At 47.0% G+C, this 15,477-nt stretch carries 13 protein-coding genes; 3 read left to right on the top strand and 10 right to left on the bottom strand.

Annotated elements, in window-relative coordinates:
* Nucleotides 1-262 precede the first annotated feature (262 nt).
* The 9 genes from GVI43_RS15085 to allA all read right to left on the bottom strand — a co-directional run bounded on the left by GVI43_RS15085 (nucleotide 263) and on the right by allA (nucleotide 11,108).
* Nucleotides 263-1,402, bottom strand: coding sequence for a glycerate kinase (locus GVI43_RS15085; protein WP_159567670.1), 1,140 nt, complete (start codon nucleotides 1,400-1,402; stop codon nucleotides 263-265).
* Between the two features lie 36 nt (nucleotides 1,403-1,438).
* A complete protein-coding gene (locus tag GVI43_RS15090) occupies nucleotides 1,439-2,734 on the bottom strand; it encodes a uracil/xanthine transporter (protein ID WP_159567671.1) in 1,296 nt (431 codons plus the stop codon).
* Nucleotides 2,735-2,893: 159 nt separating this feature from the next.
* Nucleotides 2,894-4,255 carry an allantoinase AllB gene (gene allB, locus GVI43_RS15095; protein ID WP_159567672.1) on the bottom strand — a complete coding sequence of 454 codons (1,362 nt, stop codon included), beginning with the start codon at nucleotides 4,253-4,255 and terminating at the stop codon, nucleotides 2,894-2,896.
* 107 nt (nucleotides 4,256-4,362) lie between these two features.
* A complete protein-coding gene (locus tag GVI43_RS15100; protein WP_159567673.1) occupies nucleotides 4,363-5,817 on the bottom strand; it encodes an allantoin transporter in 1,455 nt (484 codons plus the stop codon).
* A gap of 223 nt (nucleotides 5,818-6,040) precedes the next feature.
* The gene (glxR, locus tag GVI43_RS15105; protein ID WP_159567674.1) at nucleotides 6,041-6,919 is read right to left on the bottom strand and encodes a 2-hydroxy-3-oxopropionate reductase; all 879 of its coding nucleotides are present in this window, start codon (nucleotides 6,917-6,919) and stop codon (nucleotides 6,041-6,043) included.
* Nucleotides 6,920-7,000: 81 nt separating this feature from the next.
* Nucleotides 7,001-7,777: a hydroxypyruvate isomerase gene (gene hyi / locus GVI43_RS15110; RefSeq protein ID WP_159567675.1), complete on the bottom strand. Its 777-nt coding sequence runs from the start codon at nucleotides 7,775-7,777 to the stop codon at nucleotides 7,001-7,003.
* Between the two features lie 14 nt (nucleotides 7,778-7,791).
* Nucleotides 7,792-9,573, bottom strand: a complete 1,782-nt coding sequence (gene gcl / locus GVI43_RS15115) for a glyoxylate carboligase (protein ID WP_159567676.1) — start codon at nucleotides 9,571-9,573, stop codon at nucleotides 7,792-7,794.
* Between the two features lie 111 nt (nucleotides 9,574-9,684).
* Nucleotides 9,685-10,500: an HTH-type transcriptional repressor AllR gene (gene allR, locus GVI43_RS15120; RefSeq protein ID WP_159567677.1), complete on the bottom strand. Its 816-nt coding sequence runs from the start codon at nucleotides 10,498-10,500 to the stop codon at nucleotides 9,685-9,687.
* A gap of 116 nt (nucleotides 10,501-10,616) precedes the next feature.
* A complete protein-coding gene (gene allA, locus GVI43_RS15125; protein WP_159567678.1) occupies nucleotides 10,617-11,108 on the bottom strand; it encodes an ureidoglycolate lyase in 492 nt (163 codons plus the stop codon).
* A 767-nt stretch (nucleotides 11,109-11,875) separates the two neighbouring features.
* On the opposite strand from allA, the gene allD reads away from it, so the two are divergent.
* The 3 genes from allD (at nucleotide 11,876) to allE (ending at nucleotide 15,306) form a co-directional block, all read left to right on the top strand.
* Nucleotides 11,876-12,925: an ureidoglycolate dehydrogenase gene (gene allD, locus GVI43_RS15130; protein WP_159567679.1), complete on the top strand. Its 1,050-nt coding sequence runs from the start codon at nucleotides 11,876-11,878 to the stop codon at nucleotides 12,923-12,925.
* Nucleotides 12,926-13,141: 216 nt separating this feature from the next.
* Nucleotides 13,142-14,374, top strand: coding sequence for an allantoate deiminase (gene allC, locus GVI43_RS15135; RefSeq protein WP_159567680.1), 1,233 nt, complete (start codon nucleotides 13,142-13,144; stop codon nucleotides 14,372-14,374).
* Between the two features lie 143 nt (nucleotides 14,375-14,517).
* The gene (allE, locus tag GVI43_RS15140) at nucleotides 14,518-15,306 is read left to right on the top strand and encodes a (S)-ureidoglycine aminohydrolase (RefSeq protein ID WP_159567681.1); all 789 of its coding nucleotides are present in this window, start codon (nucleotides 14,518-14,520) and stop codon (nucleotides 15,304-15,306) included.
* A gap of 57 nt (nucleotides 15,307-15,363) precedes the next feature.
* Here the strand turns inward: allE and GVI43_RS15935 are convergent.
* On the bottom strand, nucleotides 15,364-15,477 hold a 114-nt coding region (locus GVI43_RS15935; RefSeq protein WP_246201569.1), incomplete at its 5' end, for a hypothetical protein.

Here is a 15,477-nt window from a genome sequence, read left to right on the forward strand (position 1 = left end):
TCTCAACCGGCGTTCCTTTGCCAGCGATGAAATGCGTTGCCGGGTAATTGCTTAACTACCCGGCAAGCTGCATAGCCAGAGCATCCTAATATCTTCCGATAAATAACATGAATGATTGCTCATTAATTAGTGATTAACTACTGATTAATTACGCGGTCATTTAAATTATCCATTGAATTAGGCGGCCAATATTAAATTTTTTAAAAACAAAAAATAGAATAGTTGGACACCATTCAATATAAGGTAGCTAATTATTTAAATCTTATTGCCTTGCCCCAAGCTTCATCATTTGAGCAATATTACGCGCGCAATAACGTAAATTACTCTCTGCGTTAGTTAAAACCATGTCTAACGGTTCAAGCCGTGGCAATATGCTGAAAACCGCATCAATTCCGTGCTGATGAACGATATCAACGCCCTCACCCAGTACGCCCGCAATGCCAATCACCGGGATCTGATAACGACGGGCCAGCCGCGCTACGCCAATCGGCGCTTTACCTTCAATGGTCTGTCGGTCAATGCGCCCTTCGCCAACAATCACCAGATCGGTGCCGAGCATCGACTCTCTGAGGCCGATAGCTTCAATAATAATATCGATACCAGAACGCATGTTGCCGTTTAAAAACAGCTTCGCCGCCATTCCCATGCCTCCGGCTGCGCCTCCGCCGACCAACTGGCTGACATCCTGATGCAGATCGTTATTTATTACTTCGGCTAAACGACACAGCCCCTGTTCCAGCTGAACCACCATTTCTGGCGTCGCCCCTTTCTGCGGGCCAAAAACTGCGGCTGCGCCCGCCGGACCGGTGAGTGGATTTTCTACGTCACAGGCAACTTCAATCAGGCATCGGGATAATCTCGAGTCTAACTCACTGAGATCGATATGGGCGAGTGAAGAAAGTGCTCCGCCGCCGTGCTCTAATTCCCGCCCGTCAGCGTCAGAGAACTTACCACCCAGCGCCTGAACCATACCAACGCCGCCGTCAACCGTAGCGCTGCCGCCAACGCCCAGAATAATATGGCGAATTCCGGCATCCAGCACGTGGCGAATAAGCTCCCCGGTACCGAGGCTGGTTGCCGTTAGCGGGTTTCGTTCGGCAGGCGATACCAGCATCAGTCCGCTGGCCGCCGCCATTTCGATCACCGCACAGGTACCTTTACCGTTGATGCCATAAAAGGCCGATACCGGCGTACCCTGAGGCCCGGTAACCGTCAGGTTTATTTCCCGCCCGTTGGTCGCCGCTACCAGCGCCGCAACGGTACCCTCACCGCCGTCGGCAACCGGCAATTTAAGGCACTCTATGTCAGGAAATATTTGCCTGAATCCTTGCTCGATGGCATTAGCTGCCTGCTGAGCGCTTAAGCTTTCTTTAAATGAATCCGGCGCAATAATAATTTTCATAACAAATCCTACTTTTCAATTATCAAATTAGAGCTATCAACGAATCTTGTCCCAGGCCATCATGTTTTCCATCATGATGGCAAGCAGTACGCCCATTAACAGACCGTTACTGAGTAGAGGGCGCATAATCAACGGAATATCCTGTAAATAGCCAGCCGGTAGGCCCATCAGGAAAATGCCGAAAAACAGAGGGATGGCCAAACGATAAACGTTTCTGGCATTGAGATTGATTTGTTTCAGAAAGAGTAATGACGAGCTTAGCAATGGCAGATACGACACTAATAACACCGCGCTGCTGATACTCAGCGGTATGTGCGAAAAAAAGATGGTCAACGATGACAGCAGACCAATCAGCATAAATATCACGCAGCCAATGATAAAAGAAAACCGCCGGCTATCGTTGGTTTGGGTCAATAGCCCTACCGATGAAACAAACGGAGAAAACGGCACCAAGCCCAGTACCGCAGCCACTAGCGTATAAATCCCCGACGTCACAAAACTGCGGCGATAAATCTGCCGGGAGTTTGTGGAGTCAGGATAAAACACATCAGTCCCGCGGATCGCACCATAGGTATTGGAGATATTAACCAGACCGGCTAATACCGCAGTAATCACAATGCCTGAACGCAGTTCGTCAGGCCGCCCCAGTAAAAACAGATGCCAGGATATTTCCGGCGTACTGTCCCACGTCGGGGTAAAAATCAGGCTATAGAGCCCCCAACCGACTAGCGTTCCGGCCAGCAGACTGTATTTATTGTAGGGCGGCGGTACGATAACAATGATGTAGATAACCAGTACCACTAAGGCCAGCGCTAAAAAGAAGGCCGGAAAGTTAATGGCTATTGGCCCGGTCTGAACGCCAAACGGCAGGCCTAACATGCCTTTCAGAAATAGCGAAACCAGCTGAGCGCTGAGCAAAAACATAAACACGACCATCACGCCGGGCTTAAACAGCACGGCCAGTCGGTGGCCCAGCCCGGTCAGCCCCACCATAATATTCAGTACGCCCGAGATAATAATGCCAACGGCTAAGCTGCCGCCAATCACCGGCAAAGGCGTTCCCTGAGCCGATTCGGCCAGCGTGACCGTTAAAAGGGTTCCCCACCATAAACCGGTTGGCCCTTCCATAATGGCGCGCCGATGGCCAAACGCCGCCTGAGAAATACAGGCCAGACCGGTCACAATAAATGAATACTGCATCAGGCACAGCGTAGTGGAATCAGATAAATGGAAGGCCGATTGGAGCGTTGGCGGGATCACCACCGTATTGCAAAAAATGAAGAAAAACCACTGAATGCCCGACAGACATTGATCTTTAGATAACGTGTTCATAGCAATAGATAGAGCCTCAATGACAGAAAACATCGCCTTCGGCCATAAGAGAATAGCCATATTTCGATATTATATTTGCGGGCAACGCTTGTACTAAAACTCAATTCGATAACGTTGTTAGTCACCTGCCCGCCGCATTTGCAGCGGGCAGGAACTGCATTACTGCTTGTGTTTCAGCAAAAACTCACCAATACAGGTATCACCAAAGCCTTGCTTAATATCATAAATGGTATGACCACGCAAAATGGTTTTGGCAATTCTGGCATTGATGGTACGGCCAACGTAAGGGCTGACTTTATGACGGTATTCCAAATCATCCGCCTTCAGCACGTGCGAGGTATTTGGCTGAATAAAGACGAAGTCAGCGTCTTTACCGACCGAAATGCGCCCTTTATGCTTTAAGCCAAAAATATCTGCCGCGTTGGTTGCCATCAGTTTGGCAAACATCGGCAGTGCCATACCGCGTTTTTGTACCGCTTCATCAAACATCACGTCGACGCAGCTTTGTAGCCCTGCAATACCGCCCCACGCCTGCATCACGTTGCCCGCTTTCATTTCCGGCGGACAAGGCGAATGGTCAGAAACCAGACAGTCAATCTCACCTTTGAATAACCGCTCCCACATTCTGTTCTGATTGTCTTTATCACGAATTGGCGGGGAACACTTAGCCAGCGTGCCGATTTTGGCAAAATCATCGGTATCCAGTACAAAATAGTGCGGGCAAGATTCGCAGGTTACGCGCTGTCCTTCCTGACGGGCGCGCGTTACTTCAGCCAGACCTTCCGGGCTGCTAACGTGGCAAACGTGCAGGCGACAATCGGCCACTTTTGCCAGATACAAAACCCGGCGAATAGCTTCCACTTCGGTAAATACTGGGCGAGATGCCACATAGTCATGGGCGGTCACTTTGCCAGCTTTCTTGGCTTCATCCCCCAGCTCATCACAGATCAGCGCATTTTCCGCATGCACGGCAACCAATTGATCAAACTTAGCTAACGTTTGCAGGCCCTTAAAATATTCGAAGTCATTAACGTCGCGGAAGTCGTTGCTGATGCTGCGGTCGCCACAGGTGGCAACGAAGCATTTATAAGCGACTACGCCCTCTTCATTCAGTTCGTGTAAACGGTCGAGGTTGTAAGAAACCAGCCCGCCGAACTGAGCGGCATCGATAGTTAATTTTCCGGCCGCTGCGTCAAATTTCATATGTAACGATGCGCGATCGGTGGTTGCCGGTAACTGGTTTAGCGGCATCTCGATCATGGTAGTAATACCGCCTTTAGCCGCCGCACGGGTTCCGGTCGCATAGCCTTCCCAATGGCTGCGGCCCGGTTCCGAAATGTGAGTATGCGCATCTACCATGCCGGGTGCGACCACTAAACCGCTGGCATCAATCACTTCTTTAGCATCGGAAAAACCGCTGCCAATGGCCGCAATCTTTCCATTCTTTACCGCAATATCAGTAACTAACGCTTCATTTTCTAAAACCACGGTGCCGTTTTTAATAATTAAATCGTATGACATAGTTTTATTTCCTTATAGCGATACAAAGTTATATTTGTGTTGTTGTTATTAACTGGCCCAATATTGAGCCGTACTGACTCCCTATTACTCAGGTCGAGTAATAGCGTTTATACTTGTTGCGACTGCAACACGGTCTCTCTTCTCTTAAACACGATGTATAAAGCAAAGGCTGAAATAACGCCGACGAACCATGAAACCCGAGAAAGCGGTTCAAACAGAGGAATGAATTTTCCGCCCAACGACAGCACGACCGAGACAATAGTGACCGCAAACGCCACCACGTTAAAACCGTGTTCGAAATAGTTATAGTTGCCCGGCGGGGTATATAACGCATCAAGATCGATATCGCTGCGCATCATAATAAAGTAATGCGCTAACATCACCCCGATTACCGGGCCTAAGATGCCACCGATAATATCTAAGAACAGATAGATACTTTCCTGATTTTCCATCAGTTTCCATGGGCAAATGATTAGGCTAATCAGGCTGGCAATCATCACGCCCTTCTTATAGCTCAGCTTTTTAGGCGCAATGGCCGCAATTTGGTAACCGGCCGGAATAATATTACCGGTGGCGTTGGTTGATATGGTGGTCATTAAGATAACCAATACGGCGAAAATGGAGGCAAACAGGCTGTCCCACTTTTGTACGATATCGAGTACGTTCCAGGTATCTACGCCATAATGGATGCTGGCTCCGGCCAGAATACAGACGCTCGCTACAGCAAACAGCACGTAAGCGACTATCAGACCCAGCGTTTGCCCAATCATTTGATGTTTAAAGCTGGCGGCGTTACGGGTGAAGTCAGAGGCACTAACCGCCGGTGCGGCCCAAACGGCGACTACGGCATTAATTACCACTAAGAACAAAAATACCGGATTCTCAGCAACCATGGTGTTTGCCGGAACGTAATTGAGTATAGGTTCCAACCCAACCAGCGAGATAGCCCAGATAGCCATTCCGCCAAATACCACATAAATACAAGGGTTAAGAATAGCGGTGAATTTATTCAGGACCTTACCGCCGCCGAAACCGATGAGTACGTTAATTGCCCAAAAGATAAGAAAAGCGATCAGGCCTGGAAGCGATAATCCTAATAAATTGAAATCACCGCCTAACGCTAAGAACCCGGGCCACAGCTTGCCGATTAGGATTAGAAAGGCTAAGGAACCTGCATAGCACTGAAGGCCGAACCACATGATGGCAGCAACGCATCCCCGTAAAATACCCGGCAATAACGCGCCGCGCACGCCGTAAGAACCGCGCAAAATCATGGCGAAAGGCACACCATATTTAGAGCCCGCTGCGCCGTTGAACACCATGGCGGCGGCAATGAAAAATGAGCTGATAATAATCGCTGCCATCACGCTAAACGTAGATAGCCCGAGTATAAGAAAGCCCCCAACCGCAACGTAGTTAGGTACGTTATGGACAGAGCCCATCCAAAGGGTGAAATAGTTAATACCTTTCCAGGTTCTTTGATCTTTAGGCGTAGGTAACAGATCGTCACTATAGCCTCTTTGACGATAGCGTTCTTGCTGTTGTAACTCTGATTGATTCATTTTTAAATCCTCAATTACACGCAACGGAATAAGGTAGAGACGCTTAATATTTAGGGTACGAACTACAGCTATCCCATATTCCGGTTGAAATAATGTCAGCTGCTTAGAGATATTTATTTTTCTTATGGCATTACGCGTAATTTTTTATTATTTAGTTTTTATTATCTGGCGCTAATAATTTATTTATCAGCGCCAGAGGATGGAAATAAAAATACCCAAATAGTTATCCGATTGAATGCCCGGACATCAGCTCCAGCGAACGCACCAGTGAAGAGTGATCCAACTGTGAACCGCCGTTAGCGGCGCACACGTTGAACAATTCCTGACAGGTAGCCGTATTTGGCAGACTGATAGATAGAGCCTTCGCGCTTTGCAACGCTAGGTTCAGATCCTTCTGGTGCAACGCAATTTTAAACCCAGGCTCAAAGGTGCGATTGATCATGCGCTCACCGTGCACTTCAAGAATGCGCGATGATGCAAATCCACCCATTAATGCCTGACGAACTCGGGCAGGATCGGCTCCGGCTCTGGAAGCAAACAGTAACGCTTCAGAAACCGCTTCAATGGTCAGTGCAACGATGATCTGATTAGCTACTTTACAGGTTTGCCCCGCGCCATATTCACCGACCAGCGTAATATTTTTGCCCAGTAGTTCGAAAAGCGGCTTAATCTTAGCAAATACGCTATCTTTACCACCGACCATGATAGTCAGCGTTGCCTGCCGAGCGCCGATTTCACCGCCGGACACTGGCGCATCCAGATAGTCACCGCCAAGAGCCAGCACTTTTTCTGCAAACACTTTGGTTTCAATCGGTGAAATCGAACTCATATCGACAATGGTTTTTCCCTTGAGCGATGTAAGTGCGCATCCGTTTTCACCAAACAGAACCTTCTCAACGTCCGGCGTGTCTGGAACCATGATAAAAATGGTGTCCGCATGCTGTGCAACCTCAGCGGGCGTACTACAGGCCTTTGCCCCCGCATCGGTTAACGATGCCGGAACGTTGCCGAGGGTAGAGAAATGCAGGGAATAACCAGCATCAACTAAATGCTGAGCCATCGGTGCACCCATAATACCTAACCCGATAAATCCGATCTTCATATTAAACTCCTCAAATTTGAGCGATATAAATCCCTTCACAAAGTCTGTGAATATTTATTGCTACATTAAATCTTTATTTAATTAATGATATTTCTTCAGCCAGCCAAGCCCATCCTCGGTTCGCTTTTTCGGTTTATATTCACAGCCAACCCAACCGTCATAAGCAGACTGCTTAATAACGTCAAAAAGATAATCGTAATTAATTTCGCCGGTTCCCGGTTCATTACGCCCCGGATTATCGGCAATCTGTAAATGCCCGATTTTATCGGCGTGCAGCGCCATGGTTTGGGTTAATTCACCTTCCATGCGTTGCATATGATAAATATCGTATTGAATAAACAGATTGTCGCTGCCGACCTGTTTAATTAACTCTAGCGCCTGTTGGGTGCCGGTTAAATGAAAGCCGGGTATATCAAAATGGTTAATTGGCTCAATTAACAACATGATATTTTCTTTCGCCAGCTCGTCTGCCGCGTAGCGTAAATTATCAACCAACGTACGATTAACCAATGTGGCGTCAACGCCTGACGGCGTTTTGCCGACTAAGCAGTTAATTTTACGGTTACCTAGAACTTTGGCATAGGCAATAGCGGAAGCCACACCCTGACGGAATTCATCTTCCCGGCCCGGGATGCAGGCCACGCCGCGCTCGCCCGCTTCCCAGTTACCCGCCGGTAAGTTATGTAGCGTATGTTGAAGATTGTGATTTTCCATCAGTTCCCTGAGCTGTTCGGCTGAATAGCCATAGGGGAACATAAACTCAACGGCATTGAATCCGTTTGCCGCAGCGGCTTCAAAGCGATCCAGAAAATCGTACTCCAGAAATAGCATTGATAAATTAGCTGAAAACTTAAGCATCATGACCTCCGGTACTATTTATATTCCATAAAACTCACGTGAGTTGGCGCATCTTCAACGCTATCGGCAATCGGTTCAAACTCATTCACGCTGTCAATTTCTCCGCCCATCGAAATGTTGGTCACGCGCTCCAGCATAATTTCGACTACGACAGGTACGCTGAATTGATCTCTAAGCACTTTAGCCTGAGCAAATGCCGGCGCGATATCTTCAGGTTTAAACACCCGAATAGCCTTACAGCCTAGCCCTTCAGCCACTTTCACATGATCAACGCCATAACCGTTAAGCTCTTCAGAATTGATATTGTCAAAAGCCAGCTGGACGCAGTAGTCCATATCAAACGCACGCTGAGACTGACGAATAAGCCCCAAGTAGGCATTGTTCACCAACACATGGATATAAGGTATTTTGAACTGCGCGCCGACGGCTAACTCTTCGATCATAAACTGGAAGTCATAATCACCGGAGATCCCGATAACCTGCGCTTTCGGAGTGGCAACGCAAACGCCTAATGCAGAAGGAAGCGTCCAGCCCAGCGGGCCAGCCTGACCGCAGTTGATCCAACGGCGAGGACCAAACACGTGCAGCATTTGTGCCGCCGCAATTTGAGATAAACCAATGGTGGTTACGTAAGTTGCACTACGGCCAAACGCCCGGTTCATTTCTTCATATACGCGCTGAGGTTTTACCGGCACGTTATCGAAATGCGTTTTGCGTAACAACGTGCGTTTACGCTGCTGGCAGTCTTCAACCCATGCTTTGCGGCAAGGTAATTTGCCCGCATTTTTCATCTCTTGAGCCGCATCGATCAGCAGTTTGAGCGCTTCACCCGCATCGGACACAATGCCTAAATCAGGGCATATCACTCGACCAATTTGCGTCGGTTCAATATCAATATGAATAATTTTGCGGCCCGCCGTGTATTTATCCACGGAACCGGTATGACGGTTAGCAAAACGGTTACCAATACCAAACACCAGATCGGATGCCAACAGAGTGGCATTACCGTAGCGGTGTGAGGTCTGTAGCCCGACCATACCGGCCATCAGTGGATGATCATCGGCAATAGCGCCCCAGCCCATTAGCGTAGGAATAACCGGAACCTGAGTCAGTTCAGCGAAGCGTTGGAACAGTTCGGTAGCATCGGCATTGAGGACACCGCCACCCACCACCAAAACCGGACGGTCAGCGGCCATCAGCATTTCAACGGCTTTTTTAGCCTGTGCCATCGTTGCACAAGGTTTGTAAGGCGGTAATGACTGATAGGTCTCAGGATCAAACTCAATTTCCGCCATTTGCACGTCATACGGTAAATCGATCAGTACCGGACCCGGACGGCCAGAGCGCATTAAGTGGAAAGCCTGCTGCAACACGCGAGGAACCAAGGCTGGTTCTAGCACCGTTACTGCCATTTTAGTAACCGGACCGGCGATAGATTGGATATCGACAGCCTGAAAATCCTCTTTATGTAAACGCGCTCTCGGAGCCTGACCGGTAATACATAAAATAGGAATAGAGTCGGCAGAAGCAGAATACAGCGCCGTGATCATATCAGTTCCTGCCGGGCCCGAAGTCCCTAGACACATACCGATATTTCCCGCTTTCGCACGGGTGTACCCTTCCGCCATATGGGAAGCGCCTTCAACGTGGCGAGCTAAATAGTGGGTAATTTTTCCGTGTTTACGCATTGCGTTATAAAATGGATTAATTGCCGCGCCCGGTACGCCAAATGCGGTATCTACTCCCTCTTTTTCTAGCACATGCATCGCCGCTTCAACGGCCGTCATACGAGTCATACTTTTTATCCTTCTATTATTTCTGCTGCAAATTTACGGAAAATGTTTTCATTTCTGCTTTTGGTTAAAAAAATCCGCCTTCGCAGGCGGTTATTACGGATTAATTTTAACCTATCCCCGGTGGCACTGACCCAGAGCCTGACTGATGTCACGTGCCGTATTTTTTACTAACTCCCCCAAGTCGCTAAACCGTTCAACGGTCAAACGCGAACTCGGCCCGGAGATAGAAATCGCTGCGGTTACATTGTTATTACTGTCATAAATCGTTGAAGCTAAACAGTTTAAACCAGTAACGTGCTCTTCCTGATCCAGCGCGTACCCGCGCTGTTTTGCCTTAGCCAAATCCTTTTGTAGCTCATTCAAGTCACTGCGCGTTTTAGCGGTAAAGGCCTTTAATCCAGTCTGAATAATGACGCTCATCAGCTGTTCATCATCTAACGGATAGAGCAGCGCTTTACCTGCACCGGATGCGTGTAGCGGCAGCCGGCTTCCTAGTGGTGCACACATCCGAACTATTGACTGGCATTCCCGCTGGCCAATTAATACGGCCTCTAACCCGTTACGAATGGCCAAATTAGCCGTTTCTCCTGAGAGCAACATGAGTCGTTGCATATAGGGTGCAGCGACTGATAAAACGTCTCGATTATGGATATAGGACGAACCGACGGTAAAAGCCTGTAAACCTATATGCCACCAGCTAAGTTGGTCGTCCTGATACACGAAATCGGACTGCTCTAATACTTTTAATAAACGAAACGCAGTAGACAAAGGTAGCGATAAATTCTCAGAGATATCGCTCACCGACGAGCTGCCGCCGGACTTTGCCAAATACTGCAGAATGGCAATACCGCGTTCCAGTGCCTGAGCACCTTTATGTGAAGCTGAGTCAGGTTGACTCGGCCTCCCACGACGTTTTAATTCAGTCATAGCTTTCATTTCTCTTGCAACAGGCGGTTATGCCGTCACCTCACACCACCGATCAAAGGTGCAAGTATACTATGCAAGATGCCCGACAGCGTCACTCAATTTATAACTATTTATGGTTATGCCTCTGGCACAACGCACTGATAGCTCTGGGGTAAAGCCACCACGACACAGTTATCTGCACCCCCGCGATCCACCGTTAGGAAGTCAGTTTCTGTCTGCCATGCGAACAGCGGATGATGCCAGACATTGCGATGATAGTTGATTCCCTGCCGTCCATTGGTGATAAACGCCCGTAGCGTATCAAGTTCCGGGGCCTCATCGCCGTTGGCTACAATCACGATAAACTGCTCACCGTTCATTGGAATAAACGCCTGAGAACCCAAGGGATGTTTCTCAAGTTCTGAAACAATAATTGGCAATTCGGCGGGTTTAGCACGATTAATGCTGAGTAGCGTTCGGTCCTGCTGCAAAATTTCGATCTTAGTAAGATCGTGGTAACGTTCGACTTTGCCATTATTGATATGGAAGAAATCATTGTCGGCCGTTTCGATTACATCCCCATAGGCCGCGAAGCTGGCCTGATTCAAAGGTAAAACCTGAAGCTTCATACTTATCACTCCTTAATTTAAAATAAAATCTTGATAAATGTATAAGCGATAACTTCAATACCTACACATACACCTTAATGCCAACAATGTAGAAAGTTTTTCTAGCGTTAACAATCCAATATTGGAAAATATTTCCACAATATGGATCCGCATCACACTAATTAGCTAGATCGAAATTTATTTCCATTATTATTCAACGCATTAAAAACAATAAATTTTAATAAAGCTGAAATGGGAGCTTGGCAAAAAATTAATAATGCCCACCACTTTACGCCACAAACAACGCATTGATTACAATTAAACAAAGCGAAAATGGCACGCCATCATCAGCACGTTTAGCCATGGTCATGGTGGAAAAAGGAGGGATTATTGCGCCAAAAAATCCTGATATTTCAGCCTTATCAGAAATAAATAAGCGCGTTATTTAGCAAATAAATATCACCAAAAATAAAGTATTTTTAATGTATTTAATGTGGGGAAATTTGTCTAAAAAATGAATTTGAGGCGATAAAAAATATTAACCGGGAAAACATAAGCTATTATGATAAAAATCAAATAGCTTACGCGATTATTATTAATAAAAATTTAATATCCGAAATTATTTAATAAAGTTTTTCTTTATTAATTTTTTTTTGTATTAATGGGCTATTTTAAAAAAACATCTAACTATGTAATAAAGGATATTTAGATCACATTATTTCTTTTACGGTAAGGTATGGTGCTACGCATTAAACCCCTCTGATGAGGGACGTTAAAAGGAAAGTATAATGAAGATCAATCGTCAAAAGCTCCATCAGCTGATTCAAAATAAACTTAATAAAGCTGGTCTATCAGAGCAGCATGCGTCAATGGTTGCCGACGTTCTGGTGCATGCCGATGCCAGAGGTATCCACTCTCACGGCGCGGTACGCGTCGAGTATTACGCAGAACGGATATCGAAAGGCGGAACCAATACCCGACCAGCGTTTCATTTTGAACAAACAGGCCCCTGCTCCGGCGTATTCCACGGTGATAATGCCGCTGGGCACGTTGCCGCTAAACTGGCTATGGACGAAGCCGTTAAGCTGGCTCAGACTAACGGCATTGCTATTGTTGGCGTGAAAAAAATTGGTCACAGCGGCGCCCTTTCCTACTTTGTTCAACACGCCGCTAAACAGGGTATGATCGGTATTTCACTGTGTCAGTCCGACCCTATGTCGGTGCCATTCGGTGGAACCGGCGTTTACTACGGTACCAATCCAATTGCCTTTGCGGCTCAGGGTGAAGACGACGTCGTCATGACCTTTGACATGGCGACAACCGTTCAGGCCTGGGGTAAAATTCTCGATGCCCGCTCGCGTGAAGAAGCCATTCCAGATACCTGGGCGGTTAACGACAAAGGCGAACCGACGACCGATCCGTTTGAAGTTAAGGCCTTGGTGCCGCTTTCTGGTCCTAAAGGCTACGGGTTGATGATGATGGTCGACGTGCTGTCCGGTATTCTGTTAGGCCTACCGTTTGGTAGCCGAGTTAGCTCGATGTATAACGATTTAACCGAAGGCCGCAATCTGGGCCAACTGCATATCGTGATTAATCCAGCCTACTTTACCGATGCTCAAACGTTTAAAAAGAATATCACTCAAACCATGCGTGATTTAAACGCAGTGACGCCAGCTTCTGGCGTAAAACGGGTACTTTACCCGGGCCAAAACTGCGACATTAATGAAGATGAGAGCAATGCGAACGGCGTCGAAATCGTTGATGAAATCTATGAATATTTGATTTCTGACGCGATTTATAATCATTCGAACGATCATAAAGACCCGTTTGCACATTAATTGCGCATTTACGTTGGTTATTAATTTATCGATATTGATTGAAAGTTAATTTTATTTTTTATCGTTTTATTTCCCAATCCGGTTATTCGTTAAACAATAGCCGGGCTGAATTTACCCAAATATCTTATATAACCGATTATTGATTTCTCACTCGTTATTTGATTGAGCTATAAAATCAATTTTACAGTTAACAATTCAGATCAAAGGCGATTTACCATGAAGAATATTATTCAAGACGTTGAGAGTAATGTTAACTGGCTCGGCCAGTTCGGCGCCGTCACTGGAGGTGGAGTAACCAGACTGCTCTATTCTAAAGAATGGTTCGATGCTCAACAGGCGTTAAAACAAAAATTTGAAGACATGGGGTTAGAAACCTCATTTGACGAAGTCGGAAACCTGTCCGGGCGGCTAGTCGGCAGCCAGTATAAAGACCAAGTCGTGATGTCCGGTTCCCACATTGATAGCGTAGTTAACGGCGGTAACCTAGACGGCCATTTTGGCATTGTTGCCGCTTACCTAGCCATTCAGTATCTAAAAGAAAAACACGGTACCCCGCTGCGCACAATCGAAGTTATTTCGCTGGCCGAAGAAGAAGGCAGCCGTTTCCCTTACGCATTCTGGGGCAGCAAGAACGTGTTGGGCTTGGCTAAACGAGAAGACGTTCTGAACATTAAAGATGCCGCAGGTATACCTTTTGTCGATGCTATGCGTAATCTAGGATTCGACTTCAAAAAGGATGACGGCGCGTCGCGTAAAGATATTAAAGCGTTTGTGGAACTGCACATCGAACAGGGCTGCGTGCTGGAAAAAGAAGGCCATACCATCGGCGTAGTCACCAGCATTGTGGGCCAGCGCCGCTATAACGTTACGCTGAAAGGCGAAGCCAACCACGCAGGCACTACGCCGATGGGCTATCGCAAAGATGCGGTATATGGCTTTAGCCGTATCTGTACCGAATCAATTGCCAAAGCTAATGCCGCCGGTGACCCGCTGGTACTGACCTTCGGTAAAGTCACGCCAAAACCCAATACCGTTAACGTGGTGCCGGGCGAAGTCATGTTTACCATAGACTGCCGCCATACCGATCAAGCCTTCCTTAAGTCTTTTACTGAACGGCTCGAAAAAGATATGCAGACCATCGCCAGTGAAATGGGTATGGAAATTGTGATTGACCGCTGGATGGATGAAGCGCCGGTTCCAATGGACGCTCATCTGGTGGATACGCTGAAAAATATCTGTGACCAAGAGAAGCTTAATTACCGCCTGATGCATAGCGGAGCTGGCCATGATTCACAGATATTTGCGCCACGCATTCCAACAGCCATGCTTTTTATTCCTAGCATTAACGGTATTAGCCATAACCCGGCAGAAAAAACGCATACCGAAGACTTAGTCGAAGGCGTTAAAGCCCTGACTCAGGCTCTGTATCAGCTTGCTTATCAGAACTAGAAACTCGTATTACGCAGGCGGGCTTCGCTATTTCCGCCGTTATTCTGGTGATGGGTACCGACGTATTTTTCTTCTCGAACCTTAAGAAGAATAAGTAATTTAACTGGTTGAGTAACAAGATTTATATCTTATAGGAGTTGGACATGGGCTATTTTAATAATAATACGGGTTATCCACGCGATCTGCTGGCATCCCGTGCCGTCATTAAACGTGAAAATTATGCGTTAATTCCGACCGATGGCTTAGTTAAAAACATCGTTCCCGGGTTTGAAGATTGTGACGTGACTATTTTGTCATCACCAAAGCTGGGCGCAACCTTCGTTGATTACATCGTTACGATGCTACCAAACGGGCGGAATGAAGCGGGCTACGGCGCTGACGGCGTTGAAACCTTTGTCTACGTTATTGACGGAAATATTAAAGCCTCTGCTGGCGATCGTCAGTTCGATCTGTCGACCGGTGGCTATCTATATTGTCCGCCGGGTACTCTGATGTACCTGAAGAATAATAACGCTGGAAAAAACAGCCAACTTTTCCTTTATAAGAGAAAGTACTCTGCGTTAGCCGGTCATTCTGCCGAAGTGGTTTCTGGTAATACCAGTAATCTGGAAAAAATCCATTACGAAGGCATGAGCAACGTTATTCTGCAAGACTTCCTGCCAAAGCATTTAGGTTTTGATATGAATATGCACATTCTGAGCTTTGAGCCGGGTGCCAGCCATGGCTATATCGAAACGCATATTCAGGAACACGGCGCCTATATTCTCAGCGGTGCCGGTATGTACAACTTAGATAATGAATGGATCCCGGTTAAGAAAGGCGATTATATCTTTATGGCGGCCTACTGTTTACAGGCCGGATATGCGGTAGGAACCGATGAGCCGTTTAGCTATATCTATTCTAAAGATTGCAACCGGGATGCCGAGTTGTAATTAAGGCTGAGTGAAGTTTGTTAACCTTAAACGGCCACCGATAAGTGGTAATGCCAGTCAGTTAAGCAACTGACTGGCTTTTTTGTTCCTAGCTTTGCCATATTTATGCGGCCTTTCCTTCACCACTCTAGGAAAGGCCCTTTCTCTTCGTACCGGCAGCTTCACCATTTT

The sequence above is a fragment of the Budvicia diplopodorum genome, assembly GCF_009800925.1.
In the GTDB taxonomy this organism is placed as follows: Bacteria; Pseudomonadota; Gammaproteobacteria; order Enterobacterales; family Enterobacteriaceae; genus Budvicia; species Budvicia diplopodorum.

Coding starts and splice junctions, on each gene's coding strand:
- allE (WP_159567681.1), top strand. CDS start 14,518: ATGGGCTATTTTAATAATAATACGGGTTATCCACGCGATCTGCTGGCA.
- GVI43_RS15085 (WP_159567670.1), bottom strand. CDS start 1,402: ATGAAAATTATTATTGCGCCGGATTCATTTAAAGAAAGCTTAAGCGCT.
- allA (WP_159567678.1), bottom strand. CDS start 11,108: ATGAAGCTTCAGGTTTTACCTTTGAATCAGGCCAGCTTCGCGGCCTAT.
- allB (WP_159567672.1), bottom strand. CDS start 4,255: ATGTCATACGATTTAATTATTAAAAACGGCACCGTGGTTTTAGAAAAT.
- gcl (WP_159567676.1), bottom strand. CDS start 9,573: ATGACTCGTATGACGGCCGTTGAAGCGGCGATGCATGTGCTAGAAAAA.
- glxR (WP_159567674.1), bottom strand. CDS start 6,919: ATGAAGATCGGATTTATCGGGTTAGGTATTATGGGTGCACCGATGGCT.
- allC (WP_159567680.1), top strand. CDS start 13,142: ATGAAGAATATTATTCAAGACGTTGAGAGTAATGTTAACTGGCTCGGC.
- GVI43_RS15100 (WP_159567673.1), bottom strand. CDS start 5,817: ATGAATCAATCAGAGTTACAACAGCAAGAACGCTATCGTCAAAGAGGC.
- GVI43_RS15090 (WP_159567671.1), bottom strand. CDS start 2,734: ATGAACACGTTATCTAAAGATCAATGTCTGTCGGGCATTCAGTGGTTT.
- allR (WP_159567677.1), bottom strand. CDS start 10,500: ATGACTGAATTAAAACGTCGTGGGAGGCCGAGTCAACCTGACTCAGCT.
- allD (WP_159567679.1), top strand. CDS start 11,876: ATGAAGATCAATCGTCAAAAGCTCCATCAGCTGATTCAAAATAAACTT.
- hyi (WP_159567675.1), bottom strand. CDS start 7,777: ATGCTTAAGTTTTCAGCTAATTTATCAATGCTATTTCTGGAGTACGAT.